Annotated in this window: 18 protein-coding genes; 6 read left to right on the forward strand and 12 right to left on the reverse strand. The window is 70.2% G+C overall.

The window, feature by feature from the left end; genetic code table 11:
* Window positions 1–12: 12 nt before the first annotated feature.
* Window positions 13–1,923, reverse strand: coding sequence for a glucokinase (locus RGE_RS01245; protein ID WP_014426489.1), 1,911 nt, complete (start codon window positions 1,921–1,923; stop codon window positions 13–15).
* Between the two features lie 382 nt (window positions 1,924–2,305).
* Between RGE_RS01245 and glk the strand changes: the two genes are divergently transcribed.
* A complete protein-coding gene (gene glk, locus RGE_RS01250; protein WP_014426490.1) occupies window positions 2,306–3,328 on the forward strand; it encodes a glucokinase in 1,023 nt (340 codons plus the stop codon).
* Window positions 3,329–3,504: 176 nt separating this feature from the next.
* The gene (locus RGE_RS01255; RefSeq protein ID WP_014426491.1) at window positions 3,505–4,716 is read left to right on the forward strand and encodes a maltoporin; all 1,212 of its coding nucleotides are present in this window, start codon (window positions 3,505–3,507) and stop codon (window positions 4,714–4,716) included.
* Window positions 4,717–4,837: 121 nt separating this feature from the next.
* On the opposite strand, the gene RGE_RS01260 is transcribed toward RGE_RS01255, so the two are convergent.
* From RGE_RS01260 to RGE_RS01285, 6 genes are all read right to left on the reverse strand, one after another.
* Complete coding sequence (locus tag RGE_RS01260) at window positions 4,838–5,314, reverse strand: pullulanase-associated domain-containing protein (RefSeq protein WP_014426492.1); 477 nt, start codon at window positions 5,312–5,314, stop codon at window positions 4,838–4,840.
* Between the two features lie 53 nt (window positions 5,315–5,367).
* The gene (locus RGE_RS01265; protein WP_014426493.1) at window positions 5,368–7,056 is read right to left on the reverse strand and encodes an alpha-amylase family glycosyl hydrolase; all 1,689 of its coding nucleotides are present in this window, start codon (window positions 7,054–7,056) and stop codon (window positions 5,368–5,370) included.
* Between the two features lie 139 nt (window positions 7,057–7,195).
* Window positions 7,196–8,086 (reverse strand): maltose ABC transporter permease MalG, encoded by an 891-nt coding sequence (gene malG / locus RGE_RS01270; protein WP_014426495.1) that lies wholly within the window; start codon window positions 8,084–8,086, stop codon window positions 7,196–7,198.
* A gap of 3 nt (window positions 8,087–8,089) precedes the next feature.
* Window positions 8,090–9,643: a maltose ABC transporter permease MalF gene (gene malF / locus RGE_RS01275; RefSeq protein WP_014426496.1), complete on the reverse strand. Its 1,554-nt coding sequence runs from the start codon at window positions 9,641–9,643 to the stop codon at window positions 8,090–8,092.
* 122 nt (window positions 9,644–9,765) lie between these two features.
* A complete protein-coding gene (malE, locus tag RGE_RS01280; RefSeq protein WP_014426497.1) occupies window positions 9,766–10,959 on the reverse strand; it encodes a maltose/maltodextrin ABC transporter substrate-binding protein MalE in 1,194 nt (397 codons plus the stop codon).
* A gap of 62 nt (window positions 10,960–11,021) precedes the next feature.
* Window positions 11,022–12,137: an ABC transporter ATP-binding protein gene (locus tag RGE_RS01285; RefSeq protein WP_014426498.1), complete on the reverse strand. Its 1,116-nt coding sequence runs from the start codon at window positions 12,135–12,137 to the stop codon at window positions 11,022–11,024.
* 285 nt (window positions 12,138–12,422) lie between these two features.
* Between RGE_RS01285 and RGE_RS24230 the strand changes: the two genes are divergently transcribed.
* The gene (locus RGE_RS24230) at window positions 12,423–13,304 is read left to right on the forward strand and encodes an SHOCT domain-containing protein (RefSeq protein WP_014426499.1); all 882 of its coding nucleotides are present in this window, start codon (window positions 12,423–12,425) and stop codon (window positions 13,302–13,304) included.
* A 128-nt stretch (window positions 13,305–13,432) separates the two neighbouring features.
* On the opposite strand, the gene RGE_RS01295 is transcribed toward RGE_RS24230, so the two are convergent.
* Entirely contained in the window at window positions 13,433–15,040 is a 1,608-nt protein-coding gene (locus RGE_RS01295; protein WP_014426500.1) for an alpha-amylase family glycosyl hydrolase, read from the reverse strand.
* A 172-nt stretch (window positions 15,041–15,212) separates the two neighbouring features.
* Here RGE_RS01295 and RGE_RS01300 point away from each other — a divergent pair, with 172 nt between their 5' ends.
* Both RGE_RS01300 and RGE_RS01305 read left to right on the forward strand, forming a co-directional pair.
* Complete coding sequence (locus RGE_RS01300) at window positions 15,213–18,740, forward strand: alpha-1,6-glucosidase domain-containing protein (RefSeq protein ID WP_014426502.1); 3,528 nt, start codon at window positions 15,213–15,215, stop codon at window positions 18,738–18,740.
* A 106-nt stretch (window positions 18,741–18,846) separates the two neighbouring features.
* Window positions 18,847–20,874 carry an ATP-dependent helicase gene (locus tag RGE_RS01305; RefSeq protein WP_014426503.1) on the forward strand — a complete coding sequence of 676 codons (2,028 nt, stop codon included), beginning with the start codon at window positions 18,847–18,849 and terminating at the stop codon, window positions 20,872–20,874.
* On the opposite strand, the gene RGE_RS01310 is transcribed toward RGE_RS01305, so the two are convergent.
* From RGE_RS01310 to RGE_RS01325, 4 genes are all read right to left on the reverse strand, one after another.
* Window positions 20,871–21,401, reverse strand: coding sequence for a redoxin family protein (locus tag RGE_RS01310; protein WP_232504972.1), 531 nt, complete (start codon window positions 21,399–21,401; stop codon window positions 20,871–20,873). The two genes, RGE_RS01305 and RGE_RS01310, sit on opposite strands and share 4 nt — an antisense overlap.
* A 2-nt stretch (window positions 21,402–21,403) precedes the next feature.
* Window positions 21,404–22,237, reverse strand: coding sequence for a LytR/AlgR family response regulator transcription factor (locus RGE_RS01315; RefSeq protein ID WP_014426505.1), 834 nt, complete (start codon window positions 22,235–22,237; stop codon window positions 21,404–21,406).
* Window positions 22,238–22,257: 20 nt separating this feature from the next.
* Window positions 22,258–23,706 carry a sensor histidine kinase gene (locus RGE_RS01320; RefSeq protein WP_014426506.1) on the reverse strand — a complete coding sequence of 483 codons (1,449 nt, stop codon included), beginning with the start codon at window positions 23,704–23,706 and terminating at the stop codon, window positions 22,258–22,260.
* 280 nt (window positions 23,707–23,986) lie between these two features.
* Window positions 23,987–24,874 carry a LysR family transcriptional regulator gene (locus RGE_RS01325; protein ID WP_014426507.1) on the reverse strand — a complete coding sequence of 296 codons (888 nt, stop codon included), beginning with the start codon at window positions 24,872–24,874 and terminating at the stop codon, window positions 23,987–23,989.
* 98 nt (window positions 24,875–24,972) lie between these two features.
* Here RGE_RS01325 and RGE_RS01330 point away from each other — a divergent pair, with 98 nt between their 5' ends.
* Window positions 24,973–25,473, forward strand: coding sequence for an Rrf2 family transcriptional regulator (locus tag RGE_RS01330; protein WP_014426508.1), 501 nt, complete (start codon window positions 24,973–24,975; stop codon window positions 25,471–25,473).
* Window positions 25,474–25,490: the final 17 nt, after the last annotated feature.

Genomic DNA, 25,490 nt, shown 5'->3' on the forward strand with positions numbered 1-25,490 from the left:
GGGTCCGCGATTTTATCGGCTGTGCGCGGTCAGATGCGCCAGCGGGCCGGCGGTGCTGATGCCGGGGCCGGCACGGCGCGCGCCCGGCGGCGGCGACTCCAGCGGCGCCTCGTCGAAGCCGACGATCTCCTCGCGCGGCAGTTCGGCCACGCGCTCGGCGCCGCGGCGCATCGCCACGCCGACGGCCAGGATGTCGATGACCAGCAGGTGCAGGATGCGGCTGATCATCGGCACGTGCGTCGACGGGTCCTCGAGGTGGTCGACGATGATCGCGACGTCGGCCTTCTTGGCCAGCGGCGACTGGCTGGCGGTGATCGCCAGCACCGGCGTGCCGCGCTCGTGGGCCTTGTCGGCGACCGCGAGCAGGTCCTCGACCTGGCCGCTGCTGCTGATGATGACGGCGACGTCGGTCGGCCGCATCACGTTGGCCGTCAGCACCTGCAGCCGGTGTTCGGTGACCGCCATCGACGGCACGCCGAAACGCAGGAACTTCAGCTGCGCGTCGTCGGCGACGACGCCGTAGTGGCCGACGGCGAAGAACTCCACCCGATCGGCCGCGGTCAGCAGGTCGATCGCGCGGTCGATCGCGTCGCGGTTGAGCTGGTCGCGCACCTGCAGGATCGCCGAGGCGGTGTTGCCCAGCACCTTGACGCCCAGCTCGAGCATCGTGTCCTCGCCTGTGACCTGGGTGTGCGAGACCGGGATCGTGCCGGTCAGGCTGGAGGCCAGGCGCAGCTTGAAGTCGGACAGGCCCTCGCAGCCCAGCGAGCGGCAGAAGCGGATGACCGTCGGCTGGCTGACCGCGGCGGCACGCGCGATCTCGGCGATCGGGTCCGACAGCGTCGGCCGCGGGTGGGCGAGCACGTGGTCGGCGACGCGGCGCTCGGCCGGCGAGAGCTTGTTGCGCACGCGTCGGATCAGGCCGAGCACGGCGGTGTCCTGCTGCGCGTCCATGCGCCGCAGCTGCTCGGCGAGGATCGCCGAGGCGCCGGCGAAGGTCGCGTTATCGGCGTTGACGACGAAGGTCGGAATCGTGCGCACGTAGTCGCTGAAGCGGCCCTTGTCCTCGAAGCGGGCGCGAAACGGCGAGCGGTCGAAGTACTCGCCCAGGCGCGGCACGATGGCGCCGCCGATGTAGATGCCGCCGAAGGCGCCCAGCGTCACCGCCAGGTTGCCGGCGGCGGTGCCGAGGATCGAGCAGAAGGCCTCGACGGCCTGCAGGCACAGCGCGTCGCCGCCGTCGATCGCGCGGCGCGTGATCTCGGTGGCCGGCAGCGGCTCGCCGCCGCGGCCCTCGGAGACCGCGCGGTAGATCAGCTCCAGGCCGGGGCCCGAGAGCAGGCGCTCGAACGAGACGTGCTCGTGCTGGCGTGCGGCGTAGCGCAGGATCGCGATCTCGCGCTCGTCGCGCGGCGCGAAGCTGGCGTGGCCGCCTTCGGTGCCGAGCGCGACGTAACCGTCGCCGGTCGGGATCAGCCCCGAGACGCCCAGGCCGGTGCCGGCGCCGATGACGCCGATGACGCTGCGCTCGCGCGCCTCGCCGGGGCCGACCTGGCGGCGCTGGGCGTTGGACAGCCGCGGCAGCGCCATCGCCAGCGCGGTGAAGTCGTTGATGACGACCAGGGTCTGCAGCCCCAGGCGTTCGCGCATCTGCTCGATCGAGAACTGCCAGTGGTAGTTCGTCATGCGCACCAGGTCGCCTTCGACCGGGTTGGCGATGGCGACGGCGGCGTGTTCGATCGTGTCGGCCAGCGAGGGCGGCAGCGAACCGAGGTAGGCACGCACCGCGGAATGGAAGTCCGGGTGCGCGGCGCAGGGGATGGACGCGACGTGGCCGAAGGCACCGGGCGCGGCCTCGACCGCGAAGCGGGCGTAGTTGCCGCCGATGTCGGCGAGCAGGCGGGGATGTTCGAAAGGCGTCATGGACGGGTTCCGAGCTTCGGGCGCCTGACGGTGCGCGCCGAGTGACGATGTAGCCGGACTACTGATCCCGTCAGATCCGTATCCTGGAAGGGCTGCACCACGATGCGGCATGCCGGGCAGTGCTTCAAGGTGACCGAAGCAGTACCCATGCCCGGCATGTCCGGATCAGGGGGAAGCCCTCAGTTGCCCAGGTGCAACATTGGCTTGTCGCGTACTTGTAGTTTTGCTACCTTTTCGATGCTTTGCAAGGGTTTGCCGTGCATCGCAAAGGCGCCGATCCCGGCGCCCGGTTCGAGTCGAGGAGGGCTCCCGTGAACCATCACCCGATCGTCGCCAAGAGCGCCGGCCGGTCCTCCTCGTGCACGGCGGGGGAGGGATTGTCGTGAACCTCGGTGGCAGTGCCGTGCCGCGGCCCTGGCTGGTGGCCGACATCGGCGGTACGAACGCGCGTTTTGCGCTCGTCGACGGCGCCGGTGCGCCGCCGCGCGACATCCACCGCGTGCGCTGCGCCGACTACGCCGGCCCGGTCGAGGCCGCGCGGGCCTACTTGGCCGAGCGCCAGGCCGCCGCCGGCACCGGCTGGCAGGCGCCCGACTGGGCGGCGTTCGCCGTCGCCACCCCGGTCGGGCAGGACCGCATCGAGCTGACGAACAGCGCCTGGTCGTTCTCGCGCGCCGAGAGCGAGGCGGCGCTGGGTCTGGACGGCCTGCTGATGCTCAACGACTTCGAGGCCCTGGCGCTGTCGCTGCCGGGGCTGGCACCGCAGCAGCTGCGTGCCCACGGCGCGCTGCCGGCGGCGCGCGGCACGCTGGCCGTGCTCGGCCCGGGCACCGGGCTGGGCGTCGGCGGCCTGCTCGAGACGGCCCACGGCTGGCGCGCGATCGCCGGCGAAGGCGGCCACGCGACGCTCGCGGCAGGCGACGATTTCGAGGCCGAAGTCCTGCGCGTCGTGCGCGGCGAGTTCGAGCACGTGTCGGCCGAACGCCTGCTGTCGGGCATCGGTCTGCCGACGCTGTACCGCGCCATCGCCCGCGTGCGCGGCGAGGCCGCGGCCGAACTGACGGCCGAGGAGATCGGCACGCGCGGCGCCGACGGCTCGGACGCGCTGTGCGCCGCGACGCTGGACAGCTTCTGCGCGATGCTCGGCGGCTTCGCCGGCAACGTCGCGCTGACCTTCGGCGCGCGCGGTGGCGTGTTCATCGGCGGCGGCATCGTGCCGCGTTTCGCCGACTTCTTCTTCGCCTCGCGTTTCCGTGAACGTTTCGAGGCCAAGGGGCGCTTTCGTGCCTACCTCGAAGCGGTACCGACGGCGCTGATCGTCGAGCCGTACGCCGCGCTGTACGGCGCCGCCGCCGCCATCGAGGCACGGCGCCGTCGCGCCACTTCACAAGGCCACGCCGCATGAGCACGCGCCGTGGCCAGCCGAGCGCCCGTCGGGCCGGGGGACCGCGAGACCCCGCGCATGACGGCACTGCCGCGACCGCCGGACGACGGTCGCGATTCGGGCCGGGGCTTGCACGACGGGCGCCCGCCGAATTTCCCCGTCCCATTCACCACTAGACCACGAACGAGGAGTTAACGATGTCTCGCCTTCACACCCGACTTCTTCCACTGGCGGCGGCCGCTGCGGCCGCGCTGTTCAGCACCGGCGCGAGCGCGCTGGAGTTCCATGGCTACATCCGCAGCGGCTCCGGCGTCACCAGCGGTGGCGGCGACCAGACCTGCTTCTCGCTCCCGGGCGCCTACACCAAGTACCGTCTCGGCAACGAGTGCGAAACCTACGGTGAAGCCCAGCTCGACCAGAACCTCTACGACGGCAAGGACGGCGTCAAGTTCGACTACCACCTGATGTTCGCGTACAGCAAGGCGTACTCGACGCAGCAGGACTACGAGAGCCTGAAGAACGACGGCGCCGACTGGGCGCTGCGCCAGAACTGGATCGGCGTGAAGGGCCTGCCGATGCTCAATGGCGCCAGCGTCTGGGCGGGCAAGCGCTACTACAAGCGCGAAGACGTCCACATGTCGGACTTCTACTACCACGACACCTCGGGCTACGGCGCGGGTATCGAGGACGTGCAGGCCGGCCCGGGCAAGTTCTCGTACGCGCTGATGCGCAACACCGACACCGACCGTGGCATGACCCGCCACGACTTCCGCTACGAAGGCATCAGCCTGGGCGGGGCCGGCACGCTGGACTTCGCGATCGAGCTGAACCGTGCCGACTCGACCAATGGCGCGACCGCGGAGAACGGCTCGTTCCTGCAGGTCGAGCACATGATCCCGATGTTCGGCGGCTTCAACAAGCTGGCCGTGCAGTACGGCAAGGGCTCGGCGAGCAACCTGGTGCTCGGCTATCCGTCCTACACCGCCGACAACGACAACAAGACCTGGCGCATCCTGGACTGGGGCGTGGTCGAGTTCTCGCCGTCGTTCAGCGGCATGTACGAGATCATGCACCAGGACACGAAGGACAACTATTCGTGGACCTCGATCGGCGTGCGCCCGGTCTGGCACCTCACCGACTACTTCAAGCTGCAGGCTGAACTCGGCTACGACCGCGTGAAGCCCGACAACCTGAAGACGATGAACCTGACGAAGTTCACGATCGCCCCGACGCTGGTCGCCGGCCGTGGCTTCTGGGCGCGTCCGGAACTGCGCCTGTACGTCACGCACGCGAAGTGGAACGACGCCGCGCGTGACCAGTGGGGTGGTGTGGCTGGTGGCAGCACGGGCCGCTTCGGCTCGGACACCAACGGCACGACCTACGGCTTCCAGATCGAAGCCTGGTGGTGATCGGCTGACGGGGTGCCGGGCGACCGGCACCCTGTTCGCGACTCGTCCCTTTACGACAAAGGCGCTCCTCGGAGCGCCTTTTTTTGCGTCGTGCCCGGCTGGAGGCCGGGCGGCGTTCAACTCACTTGCGTGCCTTCAGCGCCTCTTCGAGCGTGAAGTACGCGGTGCAGTCGCCGGCGTTGATGAACACCTGGCGACCCTGCGGCAGCATCCAGGTCGAGTCCTTGGTGCAGTCCTTGTTGTCGCCCTTGTGGATGATGTAGTTGATCTTGCCGTTGCGGAACTCGTTGGCCTTGACCTGCCAGTACATGCCGAAGCCGTCCTGGCCGGTGGGCTTCATCGGGTTGCCCCAGCTGATGCCCATGATCGGCATGTCGGCCTTGTCGCGCGGGCCGACGACCTTGCCGTCCTGCACCTTCTCGAACGATTCCCAGAAGTGCACGCCCCAGCCGGCGTAGCTGCCGTCCGGACGGTAGTAGTGCAGCGAGATCGTGTCGGCGGGCACCTCGGCGACCTTGACCGCGTCCTGCGCGGCGGCCGGGCCGGCCGAGAGCAGGGCCGCGGTACCGAGCGCGGCGATCCAGGCGAGTCGTTTCATCTTTGCTCCTTCGGTGGGGTTCGAACGGGCCGCCCACCCGCGGCCTCCTTGGTTCACTTCAGCGCTTCGAGCAGCACGACGCCGCGCGGGTCGGCGTCCAGCGTCACCTTGCCGCCGGCCACCGTCGCGCTGCCGCCGCCGTAGGCGTCGTGCACGCGCGTGCCGTCGGCGAAGACGTCGGCGACGCTGATCGTCACCGTGCCGCGGGCGCCGACGGCCGCGACGATGCGGTCTTCCGGCAGCACGCGGGCGAAGGTGTAGGGCTGGGCGGCGATCTGCCAGTGCTTGCCGCGTGCGACGGCCACGTGGCGGGCGCGGAACTGGCCCAGCTTGCGCCAGTGCGCCAGCGCCGCGCTGTCCAGGCTGGCCCAGTTCATGTCCGAGCGCGTCGACTGCTGCGGGTCGCCGTAGGCCGCCGGGCCGTCGGGGCGCGCGCTCTCGTCGCCGTAATAGATCTGCACGCCGCCGGGCGCCAGCATCAGCGCCGTCGCGCCGTCGAGGATCGCCTTGCGGTCGAAGAGCTTGGTGTCGTGCGATGAGATGTACGACAGCACGTTGTGCGTCGCCGGCGCGGCCAGCGTGCGCGCGTACTCGGCGTAGACCTTGTCGAGCTCGGCTCCCTTGGCCTCGGCGCGGCGCTGGAAGTCGAAGTTGATCATGTTGTCGAAGCCGATGTCGTAGTGGCGCGTGCGCTCGATGCCCTGACCCCAGTTCTCGCCGGTCATCCAGAACGGCGCGTCGTCGATCGCGGCCTTCGGGTTGGCGGCCTTCCACTCGGCCAGCGCCTTCGTCGACGCGTCCTTCAGCGCCGTCCACGACGGGTACTCGACGTGCTTGACGGTGTCGGCGCGGAAGCCGTCGATGCCGTAGTCGCGCACCCAGCGCGACAGCCAGGCGACGAGATAGCCGCGCACCGTCGTGTTCGGCAGTTCCACCGCCTCGGTGTCGGCCTTCTTCTTCAGGAACGGCGGCAGGCCGACCGGCTTGTCGGACTCGGTCTTGAAGTCGGGCAGGAAGGCGAGCTGCTTGGTCAGGTCGTCGCTGCCGCCTTCGGTGTAGCCGCGCAGGCCGGAGCGGATCCAGTCCGGCCCCCACCACTGCAGCCAGGCGGGGTCGTTGTAGTCGATCCACGAGTGGTAGTCGCGCAGCGTCGCCGCCTCGTAGCCCTTCCAGAGCATGCCGCGCTTCTTGTCGGTCTCGGGCTCGGTGACGTACTCCGACAGGCTCTGGATGTCGCCGTAGCCCGGGTGGTTCATCACGACGTCGAACAGGATGCGGATGCCCTGGGCGTGCGCGGTGGCCACCAGCTCGCGCAGCTCGGCCGGCGTGCCCATGTTGGCGTCGAGCTTGGTGTAGTCGAGCGCGAAGTAGCCGTGGTAGCCGTAGTGCTTGAACTCCTTGCTGCCGCCGACCACCCAGCCGTGGATCTGCTCGTAGGGCGCGGTGATCCAGATCGCGTTGACGCCGAGCTCGCGGAACCAGCCTTCGCGCAGCTTGGCCGTCAGCCCGGCGAGGTCGCCGCCGTGGAAGCTGCCGATGTCGTCCTGCGGCTTGGCCTCGCGCTTGCGGCCGTAGCTGCCGTCGTTGGCCGGGTTGCCGTTGGCGAAGCGGTCGGTGACGACGAAGTAGACGATCGGGTTGTCGGCGAAGCGCCCCGGGCGCGCGACGGGCTCGTCGGCGGCCGCGGCCGAGCCGAGGGCGAGGGCGGCCGCGAGCGCGGCGACGGTACGGCGGAACATCATGCGTGTCGCTCCGGAGGGCAGCCGGAGCTGCGGGTGCGGCGCCCATGTGGCGCCATCAAGCGGCCGCCGCGGAGCCGGCTCTGCCGGGCCGCTGGCGGCGCCCCCCTGGGGGGGAGCGCCGAAGGCGCTACGGGGGGGGTCATCCTTTGACGCCACCGGCGGTGAGGCCGGAGACGATCCATTTCTGGGCGAACAGGAAGACGAGCGTGATCGGCAGGCCCGACAGCACCGCCGCGGCGGCGAAGTCGCCCCAGAGGTAGCGCTGCTCGTAGAGGAAGTACTTGGAGCCGACGGCCAGCGTCAGGTTGTGTTCCTGGCGCAGCAGGATCGACGCCACCGGGTACTCGATGACCGCGCCGATGAAGGCCAGCACGAAGACCACCATCAGGATCGGCACCGCCATCGGCAGCAGCACGTAGCGAAAGGCCTGCCAGTGCGTCGCGCCGTCGACCTTGGCGCATTCCTCGATCTCGACGGGGATCGTGTCGAAGTAGCCGCGGATGGTCCAGACGTGCATCGCGCAGCCGCCCAGGTAGGCGACGATCAGCCCGGCGTGGGTCTCGATGCCCAGCCAGGGCACGTAGCTGCCGATGGCCTCGAAGATCGCGTAGATGGCCACCAGCGCCAGCACCGCCGGGAACATCTGCAAGAGCAGCATCGAGTTCAGGATCTGCGTCTTGAAGCGGAACTTCAGCCGCGCGAAGGCGTAGGCGGCGGTCGTCGAGATCGCGACGATCAGGAAGGCCGAGATGCCGGCGATCTTCACCGAGTTCCACAGCCAGCGCAGCACCGGGAAGGGCGGCTGCACCAGGCTGCCGTCGGCGGCCTCGTAGGGGATGCCGAGAGCCAGCTTCCAGTGCTCGAAGCTGATCGTCTCGGGGATCAGCGAGCCGGTGGCGAAGTTGCCCGGGCGCAGCGAGATCGAGACGATGGCCAGCAGCGGGAACACCGTCACGCAGATCAGCGCGATCAGGAACAGGTGCGCGCCGAGCAGGCGCCAGCGTTGCGACTTGCCGGTGACGATGGCCATGGCTTACTTCCGCTCGTCGTTGACCTTGGCCAGCTTCAGGTTGGCCATCGACAGCATCGCCACGAGGAAGAAGATGATCGTCGAGATCGCCGCGGCGAGCCCGAAGTTCTGCCCCGAGTCCTGGAACGCGATGCGGTAGGTGTAGGACACCAGGATGTCGGTCGTGCCGGCCGGCACCTTGGTGTTCAGGAAGTCGGGCCGCCCGTTGGTGAGCAGCGCGATCAGCACGAAGTTGTTGAAGTTGAACGCGAAGGACGCGATCAGCAGCGGCGTCAGCGGCTTGACGATCAGCGGCGCCGTGATCTTCCAGAAGTTGGTCAGCGGCTTGGCGCCGGCGATCGCCGAGGCCTCGTACAGGTCGGCCGGGATCGCCTTGATGAGCCCGGTGCAGAGCACCATGATGTACGGGTAGCCCAGCCAGGTGTTGACCAGCAGGATCATCACCTTGGCGAGGAAGGGATCGGCGAACCACGCCGGCTTGATGCCGAACAGCGTGTTCAGGATCAGGTTGATCTCGCCGAAGTTCTGGTTGAACAGCCCCTTGAAGACCAGGATCGAGATGAAGCCCGGCACCGCGTAGGGCAGGAACAGCAGCGTGCGGTAGACGGTGCGAAAACGCAGCGCCTCCCAGTTCAGCACCACCGCCAGCGTCGTGCCGACGGCCAGCGTGAACAGCACCGTCAGCGCGGCGAAGACGACGGTCCAGACGAAGATGCGGATGAAGGGCCCGCGGAACTCCGGGTCCTCGACCATGCGCAGGTAGTTGCCCAGGCCGATGCCGACCTTGAAGCCCGGCTGCAGGCGTTCGCCGGCCCCGTCCTCGTAAAAGCCGGTGTCGCGGTTGGCGCGGAAGACGACGCCGGTGGCGGTCTGCTTGAGCACACCCTCGGCTTCGCGCGTGAAGGTGGGCACCAGCGGCGCGAACTCGCGCACGCCGGCATAGGACAGCGCGGCGCCGTCGGGCAGCACGAGCTTCAGCGCCGCGAGCGCCTGGCGGTTCTTCAGCACCGCGCCCAGCGGCAGCGGTTCGCCGGGCTTGAAACCCGAGGCGGCCAGCGGCTCGAGCTTGATCTCCTGGGCGCCGCCCAGCGCCAGCGGCGGCGTGACGAGGCTGCGCTCGGCGCGCGTCTCGGGCTGCTCGTCGTCGTCGGCCTGGCCGGGCGCCAGCACGAGGCGCAAACGCTGGCCGTCGGGATGCAGCGCGAAGCCCCAGCCGTGGCCCTCGCCGGGCGTCGTCTGCTCCAGCAGGTAGGCGGTGGCGCGCTCGTAGCTGAGCAGGTTGGACGAGGAGTAGTTCGTGAACCCGATCTGCACCGTGTAGAGCAGCGGGAAGGCGACGAACACCAGCATCCCGGCCAGGCCCGGGAACAGGTAGCGGTAGGCGAAGGCGACGTTGGACAGGTAGACGAAGAAGCCCAGCCCGAACAGCCCCAGCGCCGCCAGCGCCCACAGCGGCTGGCCGCTGGCGTAGATGCGGAAGACCAGCCACAGGCAGGCCAGTGCCGTGACCGTCGTGAACGGCCACTTCAGCAGTCGGCCCCAGTCGGTTCGTCCCATCGTCGTCCCGTGGCGCCTGCCCTGCGGGCGCCGTCGCTCGAACCGGGGCGGCGCCTGGCCGCCCCGTGCGTGATGCCGGAAGGGGCGCATCGCGCCGCCTTCCGTTGGCCGGTGTCGCCGGCTTACTTGCCGAGCATGCGCGCGGCGGCCGCGTCGAGCGCTTCCTTCGGGGCCTGGCGGCCGTTGCTGATGTTCTCCAGCGCCGAGGCCATCGACGACCAGAAGCGGCCCATCTCGGGGATGTTGGGCATCGGCTCGCCGCGGCGCGCGTTCTCCATCGTCGCCTTGATGTTGGCGTCGTTGGAGAGCTCCTTGAAGAAGGCCTTGTTGGCCGGGGTGCCCAGCGGCACGTCGGCGTTGATCGTCTTCAGCGAGTCGACCTTCAGCAGCGTGTTCTCGATGAACTCCTTGGCCACGTCCTTGCTCTTGCTGGGCGCGGAGATCATGCAGCCGAGCACGCCGACGAACGGACGCGAGGGCTTGCCGGCGACGTCGGGGATCGGCGCGACGCCGAAGTCGATCTTGCTCTTGCGCAGGTTGTCCCAGGCCCAGGGGCCGGTGATCATCATCGCCACGTCGCCCTTGTTGAACGCGGCTTCCATCTCGGCGTAGCCCGAACCCTTGGGCATGTTGCCGTTCTTGATCATCGAGGCCAGCAGCTCGGCGCCCTTGACGGCGCCGGCGGAGTTGACGCCGACCTTGGCCGGGTCGTACTCGCCCTTGGCGTCACGGCCGAAGACGCTGCCGCCGCCGGCGGCCAGGATCGGCCAGGTGAAGTAGGTGTTGTTGTAGTCCCAGAGGATGGCGTGCTTGCCCTTGGCCGACAGCTGCTTGTCGAGCTTGAGCACGTCGTCGAAGCTCTTGGGCGGCGTCTTCACCAGCGCCTTGTTGTAGATGAGGCCGATGGCTTCGACCGAGATCGGGTAGCCCCAGGTCTTGCCCTGGTAGCCGAAGGCCTTCCAGGCGGTGTCCTCGATGTCGTCACGCACCTTCTTGGCCGGGTTGATCGGCACGATCAGGCCCGACTTGGCCCACTCGCCCATGCGGTCGTGCGGCCAGCAGAAGATGTCCGGGCCCTTGCCGGCGGCGGCGGCCTGCTGGAACTTGCCCGGGGCGTCTTCCGGGTGCTCGACGGTGACCGGCACGCCGGTGGCCTTGGTGAAGGCGTCACCGACCTTCTGCAGCCCGTTGTAGCCCTTGTCGCCGTTGATCCAGACCAGCAGCTTGCCGGCTTCCTGTGCGCTGGCGGCGCCGGCGAAGGCAAAGGACGCGACGATGGCTGCTGCGGCGGCGATCGGCTTGATGGTTGTCGTCATGGTGGCTCCTCAGTCGTTTGTCTTGACGGTGTGGGAACGAAAGCGTCGCGGTGCGGGCCGTCTCAGGCGGCCTCGCGCTGCGGCAGGCGGTACAGGCGCCGGAAGGCCTGGCCCTCGGCGTCGAACAGGTGGCAGTGCGACGGCGGGATGCCCAGCTTCAGCCGGTCGCCGGCGATCGCGGTCGAGCCGCTGCCGAGCTCGCAGGTCATCGCGTCGTCGACGCCGGCGCAGCTGACGTAGCCGTGCGTCTGGCTGCCCAGCGACTCCACGAAGGTCAGCTCGACCTCGATCGTGTTGTGTTCCGCGCCGACGACGAAGTGCTCCGGGCGCACGCCCAGCGTCACCTTGTCGCCGGGCTTGGCGGCCGCGGCGTCGACCTCGGCGCGCAGCACGGCGCCGGAGGGCAGGCGCACGCTGGCGCCGCTGGCGTCGGCCGAGACGATCTCGCCGGTGATGAAGTTCATCTTCGGCGAGCCGATGAAGCCGGCGACGAAGAGGTTCACCGGGTATTCGTAGAGCTCCAGCGGCGCGCCGACCTGCTCGACCTTGCCGGTGGACAGCACGACGATGCGGTTGGCCAGCGTCATCGCCTCGACCTGGTCGTGCGTGACGTAGACCATCGTCGTCTTCAGGCTCTCGTGCAGCTTGGCGAACTCGTAGCGCATGCGCACGCGCAGCGCGGCGTCCAGGTTGGACAGCGGCTCGTCGAAGAGGAAGACCTCGGGCTTGCGCACGATCGCGCGGCCGATCGCCACGCGCTGGCGCTGGCCGCCGGACAGCGCCTTGGGCTTGCGGTCCAGCAGGTGCTCGATGTTGAGGATCTTGGCCGCGCCGTGCACCGCGCGGTCGATCTCGTCCTTCGGCATCTTGGCCAGCTTCAGGCCGAAGGCCATGTTGTCGAACAGCGTCATGTGCGGATACAGCGCGTACGACTGGAAGACCATCGCGATGCCGCGTTCGGCCGGCGGCACGTCGTTGACGACGCGCCCGCCGATGCGAAGCTCGCCCGACGTGATGTCTTCCAAACCCGCGATCACACGCAGCAGAGTCGACTTGCCGCAGCCCGAGGGCCCGACAAAGACCATGAACTCGCCGTCGTGGATCTCCAGATTGATGTCGTGAAGCACTTTCGTCTCGCCGAAAGCCTTGTTCACGTTCGTCAATCGGACGTCTGCCACTGTCGCACCTCCGCCATCGCGCCCCGGATCGGGCTCGACCACCACGACCCCTGCGCTCCTGGCGCATGCCGATGTAGAGAATATACATCGGCGTACCTCAATGAAACCGGGTTTACTCTATTGGTGGGCTTTGTCAATCGTTGCAAATCAAGGACTTAGCGGCAAGCCCCGGGGCCTGATGTAGGATTGTTACGGCGGCCTGACGGGCCGGGTGCCGCCGGCGCGCTGTCGGCCGGGTGTGCCGTCATGCGACACTGGCCGCTTCCTGTCTTGAGGAGCTTGTCGATGCGTGCGTTCCCGTCCGGCGCCTGGCGTCCGGTGTCCTGCGCGGCCCTGCTGGCCTGCGCCGCCTCGATCGCGTTCGCGCAGTCGCCCACCGGGCGTGCCGAGCGTTTCATGCCCGACAGCAGTGCCGATCGGGTGGTCTCGACGGTCTATGCCGACACGCACGAGTTCGTGCGCATCGAGCGCGCCGAGCCCGGCGCGGCGCCGTCGATGCATCCGGCGGTCATTTCCAGCGAGCAACTGCGTGCAGCACTGTCGCCGCTGCGCAACGCCGCGAAGGACGACCCGCTGTTCAACGACGACGAACTGAAGACGCTGGTGCCGGCCCTGGCCAAGGCGCTGGCGACGGCGCAGCCGAACCAGGACGTCGCGTTCGCCGTCACCGGCCGCCACGGCGGCTTCGGCCCGCTGGTGCCGCGCACCGTGACGACCGGCCGCGTGTTCCGCACCGCCGACGGCCTGCAGCTGATCACCGGCATGGTCTGGGCGCAGTTCGAGGGCCAGTTCCGGGCCACCGGCGTGCGCATCGCCTTCGAGCCCGGCCGTCGCGCCGCGCCGGTCGACGCCAGCGTGCGCATCGACGCGCCCAACGGCCGCAAGGTGCGCGCCGACTGGGTCTCGGTGCTGGTCGCTCCGCCGCAGGCTGCGGCCCCGGCCGCCCCGGCGGCTGCTCCGGTCCCCGGCGCGGCACCGGCTGCGGTGCCGGCACCGGTTCCGGCGGCGCCGGGCGCCGTCGCCCCCGCGCCGCAGCGTCCGCGCGACGCCGGCTTCTTCGAAGAGCAGGAACAGCGCCTGCGCACCCTGAAGCGCCTGCACGACAACGGCCTCATCACCGACGAGGAGTACCGGCAGAAGCGCTACGAGGTGCTGCAGCAGCTCTGAGGCCGGACGCAGGACGCCGGAAGGCGTTCTGCGCCTGCCGAAGGCCCGAGCGCGATATCACGCGCGAGGGCTGAGCCTGGACGCAGAACGCCGGAAGGCGTTCTGCGCCTGCCGAGGCTTGACGCCGTTCAGCGCACGTCGAAGACGCGCACCGAGCGTGCGGCCATCGTGATCGAGGCCTGCCCGGCGGCGCTCGCCGTCGCGCCGGCATCGCCGCTCGGGTACAGGCTGGCCAGCGTCGCATTGGCCGGCAGGCCGGTGACGGTCGCCGTCGCGCTGGTGGCGCCGTAGTTCAGCACGACCAGAGTGCGTTCGCTGCCCTGCGTGCGCTGGAAGCTCAGCAGCGTGCCGCTGGCCGCCGGCTGCTGGTAGTCGCCCGCCGAGATCGACGGCCGCGAGCCGCGCAGCGCCAGCATCGTCTTGTAGAAGGCCAGCAGCGAGCCGGCATCCGCCGCCTCGGCCTCGACGTTGTAGCCCGAGACGTTGGCCGACTTGGCGCGATACGGCGTGCCGGTCGTGAAGCCGCCCGAGGGCGTCCAGCTCATCGGCGTGCGCAGCTTGGGGTCGCCGCTCAGCGACGAGGCCCCGGCCATGCCGATCTCCTCGCCGTAGTAGACGAAGGGAATGCCGGGCTGCAGCAGGTAGGTGGCGGCGGCGAGCTTGTACTGCGCGACGTTGCCGCCGAGCTGGTCGTACGGGCGCTGGCCGGCGAAGCTGTCGTGGTTGGACAGGAAGGTCGCCGCGCCGGCCGGGGCCGTGCTCGGATAGGCGGCGACGGCGGCGATGGCCGTCGTGTCGCCCTGCGCCGCGGCGATCAGGTCGCTCTGGTGGCCGAAGGCGAAGGCGCTGCCGCAGCTCGCGGCGTAGCCGGCCGGGTCGCTCGGGCCTTCGCAGACCATGTAGCGGTTCTGGTAGCCGCCGACCAGGTCGCGCACCGAAGCCATCAGCACATGGTTCTGCGGCTGGTTCTCCCAGGCCGACGGGCCGTTCTCGACGAGGTTGCCGACGGCGTCGAAGCGGAAGCCGTCGACGCCGCGGTTGAGCCAGAAGCGCAGGTTGTCGTGGTGCCAGTCGACGACCGCCGTGTTCGTCAGGTTGAAGTCGGGCATCTGGTCCCAGAACGGCGCGAAGTACCAGCTGCCGTCGTAGGCGCGCCAGGGGTCGCTGCCGTAGATGCTCCAGCCGCTGGGATGCGAGCTCTGCCAGACGTACCAGCCGCGAAAGGCGTTGGACGCGCCGGCGCGCGAGTTCAGGAAAGCCGGGTGCTGGGCGGCGCTGTGGTTCATCACGTAGTCGACGATGACGCCCAGGCCGCGCGCGTGCGCCGCGGCGACCAGCGCGTCCAGGTCGGCCAGCGTGCCGTAGTCGCTCTCGACGGCGCGGTAGTCCTTCACCGCGTAGCCGTGGTCCTCGTCTTGGCTGGCGGTGATCGGCATCAGCCAGATGCCGCCGACGCCCAGCGACTTCAGGTAGTCCAGCCGCGAAATCAGCCCCTTCAGGTCGCCCTTGCCGTCGCCGTCGCTGTCCTGGTAGCTGCGCACGAAGATCTGGGCGATGCCGCGGCGCTGCCAGCCGGCGTCCAGCGTGCTGCCCGGGTCGGCGGCGGCGACGCTGCTGGTGTCGACGCTCGGCAGCGGCTCGTCGCTGCCACCCCCGCCGCCGCCCCCGCAGGCGACGAGCAGGGCCGCCGCGGCGGCAACGGCAAGAAGGCGGAAGGCGCGGGTGGAGGTGCACATGGTTCGGTGGAGCAATGAGACGTGTCGGACTGTAGTCCTGCTACACCCCCGGGTCACGGGCCGTCCACCGCGGGTTAGCTCGGGTCGCCGTCACAAGCCGTCTCAATAGCATCGGCACCCCCGGCCGCGGCCTGCCGTCGCCGGGGGCTCCGGACGTCAGAGGAGACAAGACATGAATGGAACGTGGCAGCTGCTGCGGCGCTGGTGGGCACTCGTTTTCACCTCGGTGATGCTGGCTTTCGTGCCGGGCTGCGGCGGCAGTGGCGGCGGCGGCGGCGACCTCTCGGTGGGCGACTCCACCGACCTCAAGAAAGTGCTCGCCGCGGTGCCGGCCGAAACCGGCGGCGAACCGGTCACGGTGCGCCTGCACTACAGCCGCCCGGACGCCAACTACGCCGGCTGGACGCTGTATGTTTACAACGCGCCGGGCGAAGCGCTGGGCGGCTGGCCCGGCCGCGCGCCCGACGGCGTCGACGCTGCCGGCAGCTACTGGGACGTGCCGGTCGCGAGCTCGGCCTTCAACTTCATCATCGTCAAGGGCGGCGGCTCGGAACGTGAGCCTTCGGGCTGGTCCGGCGCCAACGGCGACCAGCAGCAGTACTGGGCGCTGGCCGAAGGCACGGCGATCTACAAGCTCGCCGGCGACCCGACGAACTACGCGCGCAACCCGGTCGGCGCCAGCGCGCCCGACCTCGGCACGGTGCGTGTGCACTACCGGCGCTACGACGGCGGCTACACGAACTGGGGCCTGCACCTGTGGAGCGGCAGCGGGCTGGACGCCTCGCGCCTGCCCGGCGTGACGATCGGCGACTGGCAGGCCGCGGTCGCTTTCGACGCGATGCCCGGCTACGCCGCCGGCGACGGCGAGATCGTCTTCGACATCCCCGTGCTCAACCCGAAGGACGACGCCTCGCGCACCGGGCTGGAGTTCATCATCCACGGCCGCCCGCCCGGCGGCTCGCCCGACGACAAGGACGGCCGCGACGCCAACATCGCCGTCAACTACGCGACGCTGGCGGCCAGCGGCGGCGTCGGCGAGATCTGGCTCGTCGAAGGCGACGCGACGGTCTACACCGCGCCGCCCGACCTGCGCCAGGTGTCGACGCGCGACGCACGCGCCTACTGGCTGACGCGCGCGCTGATCCAGGCCCCGCGCTGGGACTCGACCGGCGTCTTCAAGCTCTATTACGCCTCGCGCGGCCAGATCCAGGCGCCGCGCGGCGCCAAGGCGAGCGGTGCCGACGGCGCGCTGACGCTGGACGTGTCGACCGCCGAACTCGACGCCGCGGTCGCCGAACGCTTCAAGTTCGTCGCGCCCGGCGTGCGGCTGGCCGTGCGCAGCGCCGACCAGGCGCGCCTGGGCGACCTGCTCAAGCGCCAGCTGGTGCTGGTGCAGGAAACGGCCGACGGCCTGGTGCGCAACGCGACGACGGCGCAGCTGCCCGGCGCGCTGGACGACCTGTACGCGGCCGCCGCCACCGTCGGCGACCTCGGCGTCACGCCGGGTGCCGAGCGCACGGTCTTCAAGCTCTGGGCGCCGACGGCGCAGAAGGTCTCGGTCGCCATCTACGACAGCGCCACCGGCCCGACCGTCGCGCTGGAGGACGCCAGCTTCGACGCCGCCACCGGCGTCTGGCGTGCCGAGCGCAGCGGCGACCTGTCCGGGCGCTACTACCGCTGGGTCGTCGAGGTCTTCGTGCGCGGCGTCGGCCTGGTGCGCCAGCTCGTCACCGACCCGTACTCGGTCAGCCTGTCGGCCGACTCCAAGCGCAGCTACGTCGGCAGCCTGTCGGCGGCGGCGCTCAAGCCTGCCGGCTGGGACGGCCACACGCGCCCGGCGGCGCTGGCCGCGTCGCCCGACATGTCGATCTATGAATTGCACGTCCGCGACTTCTCGGCCAACGATGCCACGGTGCCGGCGGCGCACCGCGGCAAGTACCTGGCTTTCACCGACACCGCCTCCAACGGCATGCGCCACCTCGCGGCGCTGGCCGGCGCCGGGCTGACCGACGTGCACCTGCTGCCGGTGTTCGACATCGCCACCGTGCCCGAGACCGGCTGCGTGACGCCGACCATCTCCGGCGCGCCGGACGGCAGCACGCAGCAGGCGGCGATCGGCGCGGTGAAGTCGGAGGACTGCTTCAACTGGGGCTACGACCCCTTCCACTTCAACGCGCCCGAAGGCAGCTACGCGACCGACGCCCAGGACGGCGCGGTGCGCGTGCGCGAGTTCCGTTCGATGGTGATGGCGCTGCACGCGGCCGGGCTGCGCGTCGGCATGGACGTGGTCTACAACCACACGACGGCCGCCGGCCAGGACGACAAGGCGGTGCTGGACCGCGTCGTGCCCGGCTACTACCAGCGCCTGAACGCGGTCGGCGACCTGGAGAACTCGACCTGCTGCGCCAACACCGCGACCGAGAACCTGATGATGGGCAAGCTGATGGTCGACTCGGTCGTGCTGTGGGCGACGCAGTACGGCATCGACTCGTTCCGCTTCGACCTCATGGGTCACCAGCCGCGTGCGGTGATGGAGCGGCTTCAAGCCGCGGTCGATGCCGCGACCGGCCGCCACGTCGACCTGATCGGCGAAGGCTGGAACTTCGGCGAGGTGGCCGACGGCGCGCGTTTCGTCCAGGCCTCGCAGCTGTCGCTGAACGGCTCGGGCATCGCGACCTTCAGCGACCGGGCGCGCGACGCGGTGCGCGGCGGCAGCCCGTTCGACGGCGGTGATGCGCTGATCGCCAACCAGGGCTACGTCAACGGCTTGTTCTACGACCCGAACGCGCTGGGCGGCGGCAAGACGGCGACCGACCTGCTGCGCGCCGCCGATCTGGTGCGTGTCGGCCTCGCCGGCTCGATCCGCGACTACACGCTGCGCACCTACACCGGCGACCAGCGCCAGCTGCAGGCCATCGACTACAACGGCCAGCCGGCAGGCTACGTCAGCCAGCCCGGCGAGGTCGTCAACTACGTCGAGAACCACGACAACCAGACGCTGTTCGACATCGACGTCTACAAGCTGCCGCTGGCCACCAGCGCCGAGGACCGCGCCAGGGTGCAGATGCTGGCGGCTGCGGTCAACGTCTTCAGCCAGGGTGTCGCCTACTTCCACGCCGGCATCGACACGCTGCGCAGCAAGTCGCTGGACCGCAACAGTTACGACTCGGGCGACTGGTTCAACAAGCTGGACTGGACTTACACCAGCAACAACTTCGGCGTCGGCCTGCCGCCCGAAGGCGACAACGGCTCGAACTGGGACCTGATGCGCCCGCTGCTCGCCGACACCGAGCTGCTGCCGCCGCCGGCGCAGATCGCCTGGACCCGCGACGCCTTCCGCGACCTGCTGCGCATCCGCGCCAGCTCGACGCTGTTCCGGCTGCGCAGCGCCGACGACGTCAAGGCGCGGCTGGCCTTCCGCAACACCGGCGCCTCGCAGGTGCCGACGGTGCTGGTCGGCCACCTGGACGGCAGCGGCTATGCCGGCGCCGGCTTCGGCGAGATCCTGTACTTCGTCAACGTCGACGACGAGGCGCGCACGCTGACGATTCCCGAGGACGCCGGCAAGGCCTGGGTGCTGCACCCGGTGCACCGGGCCGCCGGCGCCGCCGACACGCGCGCGGCGACCGCCACGGTGGACAGCGCGGCCGGCCGCTTCACGCTGCCGGCGCGCACCGCGGTGGTCTTCGTGCTGCAGTAGGCGGCCGCCGCGGGCGGCGGCGGGCATGGAGGCGGCGGGGCCGGTGGGCCCCGCCGCCAAGGCCTATGATGCGCGCCCCTCCCGCCTGCCCCCGACGCCGCCCCCGATGGCCGAAGCTCCCGCCACGCTCAACCCTGCCCAGCTCGCCGCCGTCCACCATCTGGACGGCCCGTGTCTGGTGCTGGCCGGCGCCGGCTCGGGCAAGACGCGCGTCATCGTGCACAAGATCGCGCGCCTGCTGCAGGCCGGGCTGGAGCCGCGCCAGATCGCGGCCATCACCTTCACGAACAAGGCCGCCGCCGAAATGCGCGAGCGTGCCAAGCAGATCGTCGGCGGCCGCGCCGCCAAGGATCTGGCGATCAGCACCTTCCACTCGTTGGGCGTGCGCATGCTGAAGACCGACGGCTCGCGGCTGGGGCTGAAGGAGCAGTTCTCGATCTTCGACAGCGACGACGTGCTGGGCGTGCTGCGCGAGGCCGGCGGCTGCAACGACAACGCGGTGGCGCGCAGCTGGCAGTGGACGATCAGCCTCTGGAAGAACCAGGGCCTGGACGCCGAAGCCGCGGCGCGCGCCGCCGCCGACGAGGACCAGCGGGTCGCCGCCGTCGTCATGAAGCGCTACGAGGAACGGCTGGCCGCCTTCCAGGCGGTGGACTTCGACGACCTGATCTCGCTGCCGCTGAAGCTGCTGGCGCGCGACGCCGAGGCGCGCGAGAAGTGGCAGGGCACTTTCCGCCACATCCTGGTCGACGAGTACCAGGACACCAACGCCGTGCAGTACGAGCTGCTGAAGGCGCTGGTTGGCGAGCACACTCCGTTCACCGCGGTGGGCGACGACGACCAGAGCATCTACGGCTGGCGCGGCGCGACGATCGAGAACCTGAAGCGCCTGCCGCAGGACTTCCCGCGGCTGAAGGTCATCCCGCTGGAGCAGAACTACCGCTCCACCGGCAACATCCTGCGCGCCGCCAACAACGTCATCGCGCAGAACCCGAAGATCTACGAGAAGAAGCTCTGGAGCGAGTTCGGCGACGGCGAGCCGGTGCGGCTGCTGGAGTGCGACAGCGAGGAGCACGAGGCCGAACGCGCCGTCGCGCGCATCCAGGCGCTGCGTGGCGCCGACGCGCGCATCGCCTGGTCCGACTTCGCGATCCTCTATCGCGCCAACCACCAGGCCCGCATCATCGAGCAGAAGCTGCGTCAGGCGCAGGTGCCGTACAAGGTCTCGGGCGGCCAGAGCTGGTTCGACCGCGCCGAGATCAAGGACTTGTGCGCTTGGCTGCGCCTGCTGGTCAACCCCGACGACGACCCCGCCTTCCTGCGCGCGGTGACGACGCCCAAGCGCGGCATCGGTCACCAGACCCTGGCTTCGCTGGGCGAGTTCGCCGGCAAGTGGAAGGTCAGCCTCTTCGAGGCGCTGTTCTCGCCGACGCTGAAGACCGCGCTGAAGGGCAAGGCGATCGACTCGCTGCACGAGTTCGGCCGCTACGTGAACGCGCTGGAGGAGCGCGCGCGCCACACGCGCGGCGGCGAGGAGGCGCGCAAGCTGATGCTGGAGTTCCTCACCGACATCGGCTACGAGCGCCACCTGCATGACGGCGAGGAGAGCGAGAAGATCGCCGCCTCGCGCTGGAGCAACGTCGTCGACTTCGTCGGCTGGATCGCGCGCCGTGCCGGCGGCGACGAGGACCGGCCCGAGCAGACGGTGCTGGAGGTGGCGCAGACGATCGCCGTCATCATCAGCCTGGCCGAACGCAGCGAGGATCAGGACGTGGTCACGCTGTCGACGCTGCACGCGTCCAAGGGCCTGGAGTGGCCGCACGTCGTGCTGGCCGGCGTCAACGAAGGCCTGCTGCCGTTCCGCGCCGGCGACGAGGAGATGACGCCCGAGCGCCTGGAAGAGGAACGGCGGCTGATGTACGTCGGCATCACGCGCGCCCGGCGCACGCTGGTCGTCAGCACGCTGCGCCGGCGCAAGAAGGGGCGCGAGCTCGTCGCCGCGGTGCCCAGCCGCTTCATCACCGAGATGAAGCTCAACGAGTCCACCGGCCGCGAAGACCCGCGCGAGCGCCTGGCCAAGCTGCGCGCCGCGCTGGCGGCCAAGGCTTCGGCGCCAGCGCCGAGCGCCGACTAGACGCCCAGTTCCTTCAGCAGCGGCCGCACCCAGGTGTCGAGGTCGGCCGCGCGCAGCGCCCCGATGCGGCGCAGGCGCACGCGGCCGGCGGCGTCGACGACGAAGGTCGCCGGCACGCCCGGCAGCCGCCAGGGCGCGGCCAGCGCGCCGTCGGCGTCTTCGAGCACGGTCTGGTACGGGTTGCCCTGGCGCGCCAGCCAGCCGCGTGCGGCGTCGCGGCGGTCCTGGTGGGCGACGCCGACCATCGCCAGCCGGCGCTCGGCCGCCAGTGTCACGAGCAGCGGGTGCTCGTCGCGGCAGGGTGCGCACCACGAGGCCCAGAAGTTCAGCAGCCAGGGCCGGCCGGCGAGCGCGGCCGAGGACCACGCGGCCGCCGGGTCGTCCAGCCGCGGCCCGGCCAGCGGTGGCGCGGCTTCGTCGACGAGCGGCGACGCCCCGGCGGGGCCGAAGCGCCGCATCAGCTCGCCGGCACCGACCGCCAGCGCGGCGACGCCGGCGATCCCGAGCACGGCCCGGCGCGGCGTCACGCTCACATGCCCTTGAACAGGCCGTTGTAGCTGCGGCTGACTTCCAGCTTCTGCGGGTGGCCGCGCACGCTGACGATCTGGCGGCCGCGGAAGTCGCGCGTGACGCCCGAGATCGCGTTGACGTTGACCAGCGTGCTGCGGTGGATCTGCCAGAAGCGCTGCGGGTCGAGCTCGTCGACCAGCTCCTTGATCGGTTTCCTGATCAGCGCCTCGACCTGCGCCGTCTGCACGCGCGTGTACTTCTCGTCGCTGACGAAGAACAGCACGTCCTGCACCGGGATCATCTGGATCGCGTTGCCGACGCCGGCCTGGATCCACTCGAGGTAACGCGGCGCGGCCGAAGGGTTCAGCTGGGCGGCGAGCTTGTGCAGCAGCTGCTGCATGTTCGTCGCCGCCGGCGCCTCGTCGCCTTCGCCGCGGCGCGCAGCAAGGCGCTTGCGCAGGCGTTCGACGGTGAGCTGCAGGCGCTCGCGTTCGGCGGGCTTGAGCACGTAGTCGGCGACACCCTGCTCGAAGGCCTCGACCGCGTACTGGTCGTAGGCGGTGATGAAGACGATCTCGGGCAGCGGTTCGTCGTCGTCGTCGCCGTCGTCGCGCGGCGGCAGCTGGGCGATCTGGCGCGCCGCGTCGACGCCGGTCAGGCCCGGCATGCGGATGTCGAGGAAGACGATGTCCGGCCGGTGCTGGTCGACGAGTTCGACGGCTTCGAGGCCGTTGCGCGCCTCGGCGACGATCTCGAGTTCGGGCCAGACCTCGGCCAGGCGGGCGCGGAGCTGGTCGCGCATCAGGCGCTCGTCGTCGGCGAGCACGGCGCGCACGGGGGCGTTGTCGTTCATCGGGTTGTCCTGACGGGGGTTCAGGCCGTGGCCGCGGCGGCCGCCGCGCCTTCGATCGAACGGTACGGTACCGTGATCGTGACGACCGTGCCGCTCGGCTGGTTCTCGGTGATGGCCAGCGTCGCCTTCGTGCCGTAGACCATCTGCAGGCGTTCGCGCACGTTGGCCAGGCCGACGCCGGTGCCGGCGGTCGCGGCCTTGCCGAAGCCCAGCCCGGTGTCGGCCACGGTCACCTGCAGCTTGCCGTGCACGACCTGGGCGCGCACGGTCAGCGTGCCGCCTTCGGGCTTGGGCTCCAGGCCGTGCTTGATCGCGTTCTCGACCAGGGTCTGGATCATCATCGGCGGGAACTCGGCCGACAGCAGGCCGTCGGGGACGTCGAGCACGGTGGCCAGGCGTTCCTCCATGCGCACCTTGAGGATCTCCAGGTAGGGGCGGATGACGGCGATCTCGCGGCCGAGTTCGCGCACGCCGCCGTCGCTGGTCTCGCGCATCGTCGGCATGCTGGCGCGCAGCAGCGCGATCAGGTTCTTCTGCATCTGGCTGGCGCGCTGCGGGTCGGTCTCGATCAGGTGGTCGATCGAGGCCAGCGTGTTGAACAGGAAGTGCGGTTCGACCTGGGCCTGCATCGCCGCCATGCGCGCTTCGACGACCTGGCGGCGCAGCGCCTCGGCCTCGGCGGTCTCGGTGGCCTGCGCGGCCTTGGCCTCGGCCTGGATGCGGCCCTTGTAGGTCGCCTTGATCAGCGCCGAGCCCAGGATCCACAGCAGCGCCAGGTCGCTGAGGAAGTCGCCCCAGTGGATGCGGCGCACGCGCCGGCCGCCGCTGTCGATGACGATCTCGTCTTCGTTGGCTGCTTCGCGCGCCGCGTCGGCGGCGTCGCGCGCGGCATCGGCGGCGTCGCGTGCGGCCTGCTTCTGGTCCTGGATGGCTTCGCGGATCGCGTCGCGCGCTTCCTGGATCGCCTCGCGGATCGCTTCGCGGTCGACGTTGGCCGGGACGTTGATCGTGATGCCTTCGTCGGCGGTCGACGCGGCCTGCTGGGCGATCTGGGCGGCCGATGCGGCAGCGGAGGCGGCCTGGGTCGCCGGTTCGGCGTCCTTGGGCGTGATGCGAATGCCGCGTTCGTCGATGCGGATGTCCAGCGCGCCGCCGGAGCTGGCGGATGCGGCCGATGCCGCCTTCGGCGTCACGATGCTCACCGGCGGTGCCGGAGGCGCCGGCGGCTGCACCGGCTTGCGCACGCTGCGCGTCGGGCGGTCGTTCTCGATCGTCTCGGTGACCGTCCAGCGGAACGGCGGCATCTCCTCGAGGATCGAAGCCGCGATCAGCAGCAGGATCGACAGCACGATGAAGCGCTTCCAGCTGATGCCGACCAGCCAGTTGGCGTAGACGTGGAAGGCGCGGATGACCCGGTCCCGCAGCCGGGGCCAGTCGAAGTCTTGGGGATTGCGGGAAGCGGGGCTCATGGTGTCGAGGTCGCGCCGTGGGCGATGAAAGCACTGTACGCAGGCACCGTCCTGGTGCCAGCGCCGGGCGACGTGCTGCGCTGCGGGCCGACAGCATGCGGCGATGTCCGACAAGACGAAGGGGAACTTTTACCCCGCGCCGGCCTTCTGTAGCGGACATGCTCGCAGTTCGATGCCCCACCCGACGATGAGACCCGCCCACCGCCACCCCCGCGCCACGCTGCCGCAAGGCCGTGTGCCGGCGTGTGTGTGCGATGTGAGCGCACGCTCGCTGGGTGGCTCACGCGCTGAAGAGGTCGCGCCGTGCGGCCTGCGTGATGGCGACGACGCAGGGGTGCGTGAGCCGGCGTTCGACCGAGATCGCGAAGAATTCCTGCAACAGTTCGTCACTGCGCCCGACCACACGAACGCCGTCCTGGGCCACCAGTTCGGCCTCCAGTGCCGTCGGCCAGAGGAAGACGCCGCGGCCGGCGCGGCCGAAGGCGCGGGTCAGCGCGCCGTCGTCGAACTCGCCGACGATGCGTGGCGCGACGCCGTGGCGCGTCAGCCAGGCCTCGAGCTGCGGCCGCAGCGGCGACGCGGCGCCCGGCACCAGCATCGCCACGCCGTCCAGGCAGCGCGGGAACGCGCCGTCCAGCACCAGGCCCGGTGCGGCGACGAAGCTCGTCGGGCTGGCGCCCAGCGCATGGTTGAAGGCCTTGACGCTGACGCGGCGCGACAGCGGCTCGTCGGCGATCACCAGGTCCAGCCGGTGCAGCGCCAGCTGCGCCAGCAGTTCGGCGTACTTGCCTTCCTGGCAGACCATGCGCGTGCGCTCGGGCAACGCCAGCGCCGGCTCCAGCAGCCGGTAGGCCACCGACTTGGGCACCGAGTCGGCGACGCCGACCCGCAGCTCCAGCACACCGCCCTCGCCGGGCTGGCGCAGCGCGCTTTCGAGCGCGTTGCCCAGTGCAAAGATCTCGTCGGCGTAGCCCAGCGCCACACGCCCGTCTTCGGTCAATTCGAGCTTGCGGCCGCTTTTGCGGAACAAACGGCGGCCCAGACGGTCTTCCAGGAGCTTGATCTGCGCCGACAGCGTCTGGGGCGTCGTGTGCAGCTGCTCGCCGGCCTTCACGACGCCGCCAGCACGAGCGGCGACCCAGAAGTAGTGCAGGTGCTTGAAGTTCATGCTTCGAGTTTTGCGAACCTTGCTTCTTCAAATATCGCATTTACGCGAAGTGAATGCGACCTTAGATTCTCCGTCGGACTCAAGAAAGGAAACCTGCCATGCGCATGAGCACCCGAACCCGATTCGCGGTCAACGCCCTCGTCGACCTCGGCCTGCGCCAGCAGGCCGGCCCCGTGGCCCTGGCCGCGATCTGCGGCCGGCTGCAGGTGTCGCTGTCGTACATGGAGCAGGTCTTCGCCCGTCTGCGTCGCCAGGGGCTCGTCGAGAGCACGCGCGGCCCGGGCGGCGGCTACACGCTGGGCCGTCGCGCAGATGCGATCACGATCGCCGACATCGTCGCCGCGGTCGAGGACCGTCCGGCGCCGGCGGCCGAGGTGACGCCCGGCCAGGCGCTGTGGGCCGAACTGGACGCGGTGATGATGCAGCACATGTCCGGCATCACGCTGGAGTCGCTGCTCGAGGAACAGCGCGCCAAGGGCGTGGACATCGAGGTCTCGCCGCGCCGCCGTGCGCTGGCGATGCCGCGTCCGGCGCCGCGTGCGGTGACGACGCGCGCACCGAACTCGGTGTTCGCTTTCGCGCGCTCGCTGGCTGACTGACGGTCCGACGCGCGGCG

The organism is Rubrivivax gelatinosus IL144 (assembly GCF_000284255.1).
GTDB lineage: Bacteria > Pseudomonadota > Gammaproteobacteria > Burkholderiales > Burkholderiaceae_C > Rubrivivax > Rubrivivax gelatinosus_A.

Coding starts and splice junctions, on each gene's coding strand:
- RGE_RS01245 (WP_014426489.1), bottom strand. CDS start 1,923: ATGACGCCTTTCGAACATCCCCGCCTGCTCGCCGACATCGGCGGCAAC.
- RGE_RS01255 (WP_014426491.1), top strand. CDS start 3,505: ATGTCTCGCCTTCACACCCGACTTCTTCCACTGGCGGCGGCCGCTGCG.
- RGE_RS01260 (WP_014426492.1), bottom strand. CDS start 5,314: ATGAAACGACTCGCCTGGATCGCCGCGCTCGGTACCGCGGCCCTGCTC.
- RGE_RS01265 (WP_014426493.1), bottom strand. CDS start 7,056: ATGATGTTCCGCCGTACCGTCGCCGCGCTCGCGGCCGCCCTCGCCCTC.
- malG (WP_014426495.1), bottom strand. CDS start 8,086: ATGGCCATCGTCACCGGCAAGTCGCAACGCTGGCGCCTGCTCGGCGCG.
- malF (WP_014426496.1), bottom strand. CDS start 9,643: ATGGGACGAACCGACTGGGGCCGACTGCTGAAGTGGCCGTTCACGACG.
- malE (WP_014426497.1), bottom strand. CDS start 10,959: ATGACGACAACCATCAAGCCGATCGCCGCCGCAGCAGCCATCGTCGCG.
- RGE_RS24230 (WP_014426499.1), top strand. CDS start 12,423: ATGCGTGCGTTCCCGTCCGGCGCCTGGCGTCCGGTGTCCTGCGCGGCC.
- RGE_RS01295 (WP_014426500.1), bottom strand. CDS start 15,040: ATGTGCACCTCCACCCGCGCCTTCCGCCTTCTTGCCGTTGCCGCCGCG.
- RGE_RS01300 (WP_014426502.1), top strand. CDS start 15,213: ATGAATGGAACGTGGCAGCTGCTGCGGCGCTGGTGGGCACTCGTTTTC.
- RGE_RS01305 (WP_014426503.1), top strand. CDS start 18,847: ATGGCCGAAGCTCCCGCCACGCTCAACCCTGCCCAGCTCGCCGCCGTC.
- RGE_RS01315 (WP_014426505.1), bottom strand. CDS start 22,237: ATGAACGACAACGCCCCCGTGCGCGCCGTGCTCGCCGACGACGAGCGC.
- RGE_RS01320 (WP_014426506.1), bottom strand. CDS start 23,706: ATGAGCCCCGCTTCCCGCAATCCCCAAGACTTCGACTGGCCCCGGCTG.
- RGE_RS01325 (WP_014426507.1), bottom strand. CDS start 24,874: ATGAACTTCAAGCACCTGCACTACTTCTGGGTCGCCGCTCGTGCTGGC.
- RGE_RS01330 (WP_014426508.1), top strand. CDS start 24,973: ATGCGCATGAGCACCCGAACCCGATTCGCGGTCAACGCCCTCGTCGAC.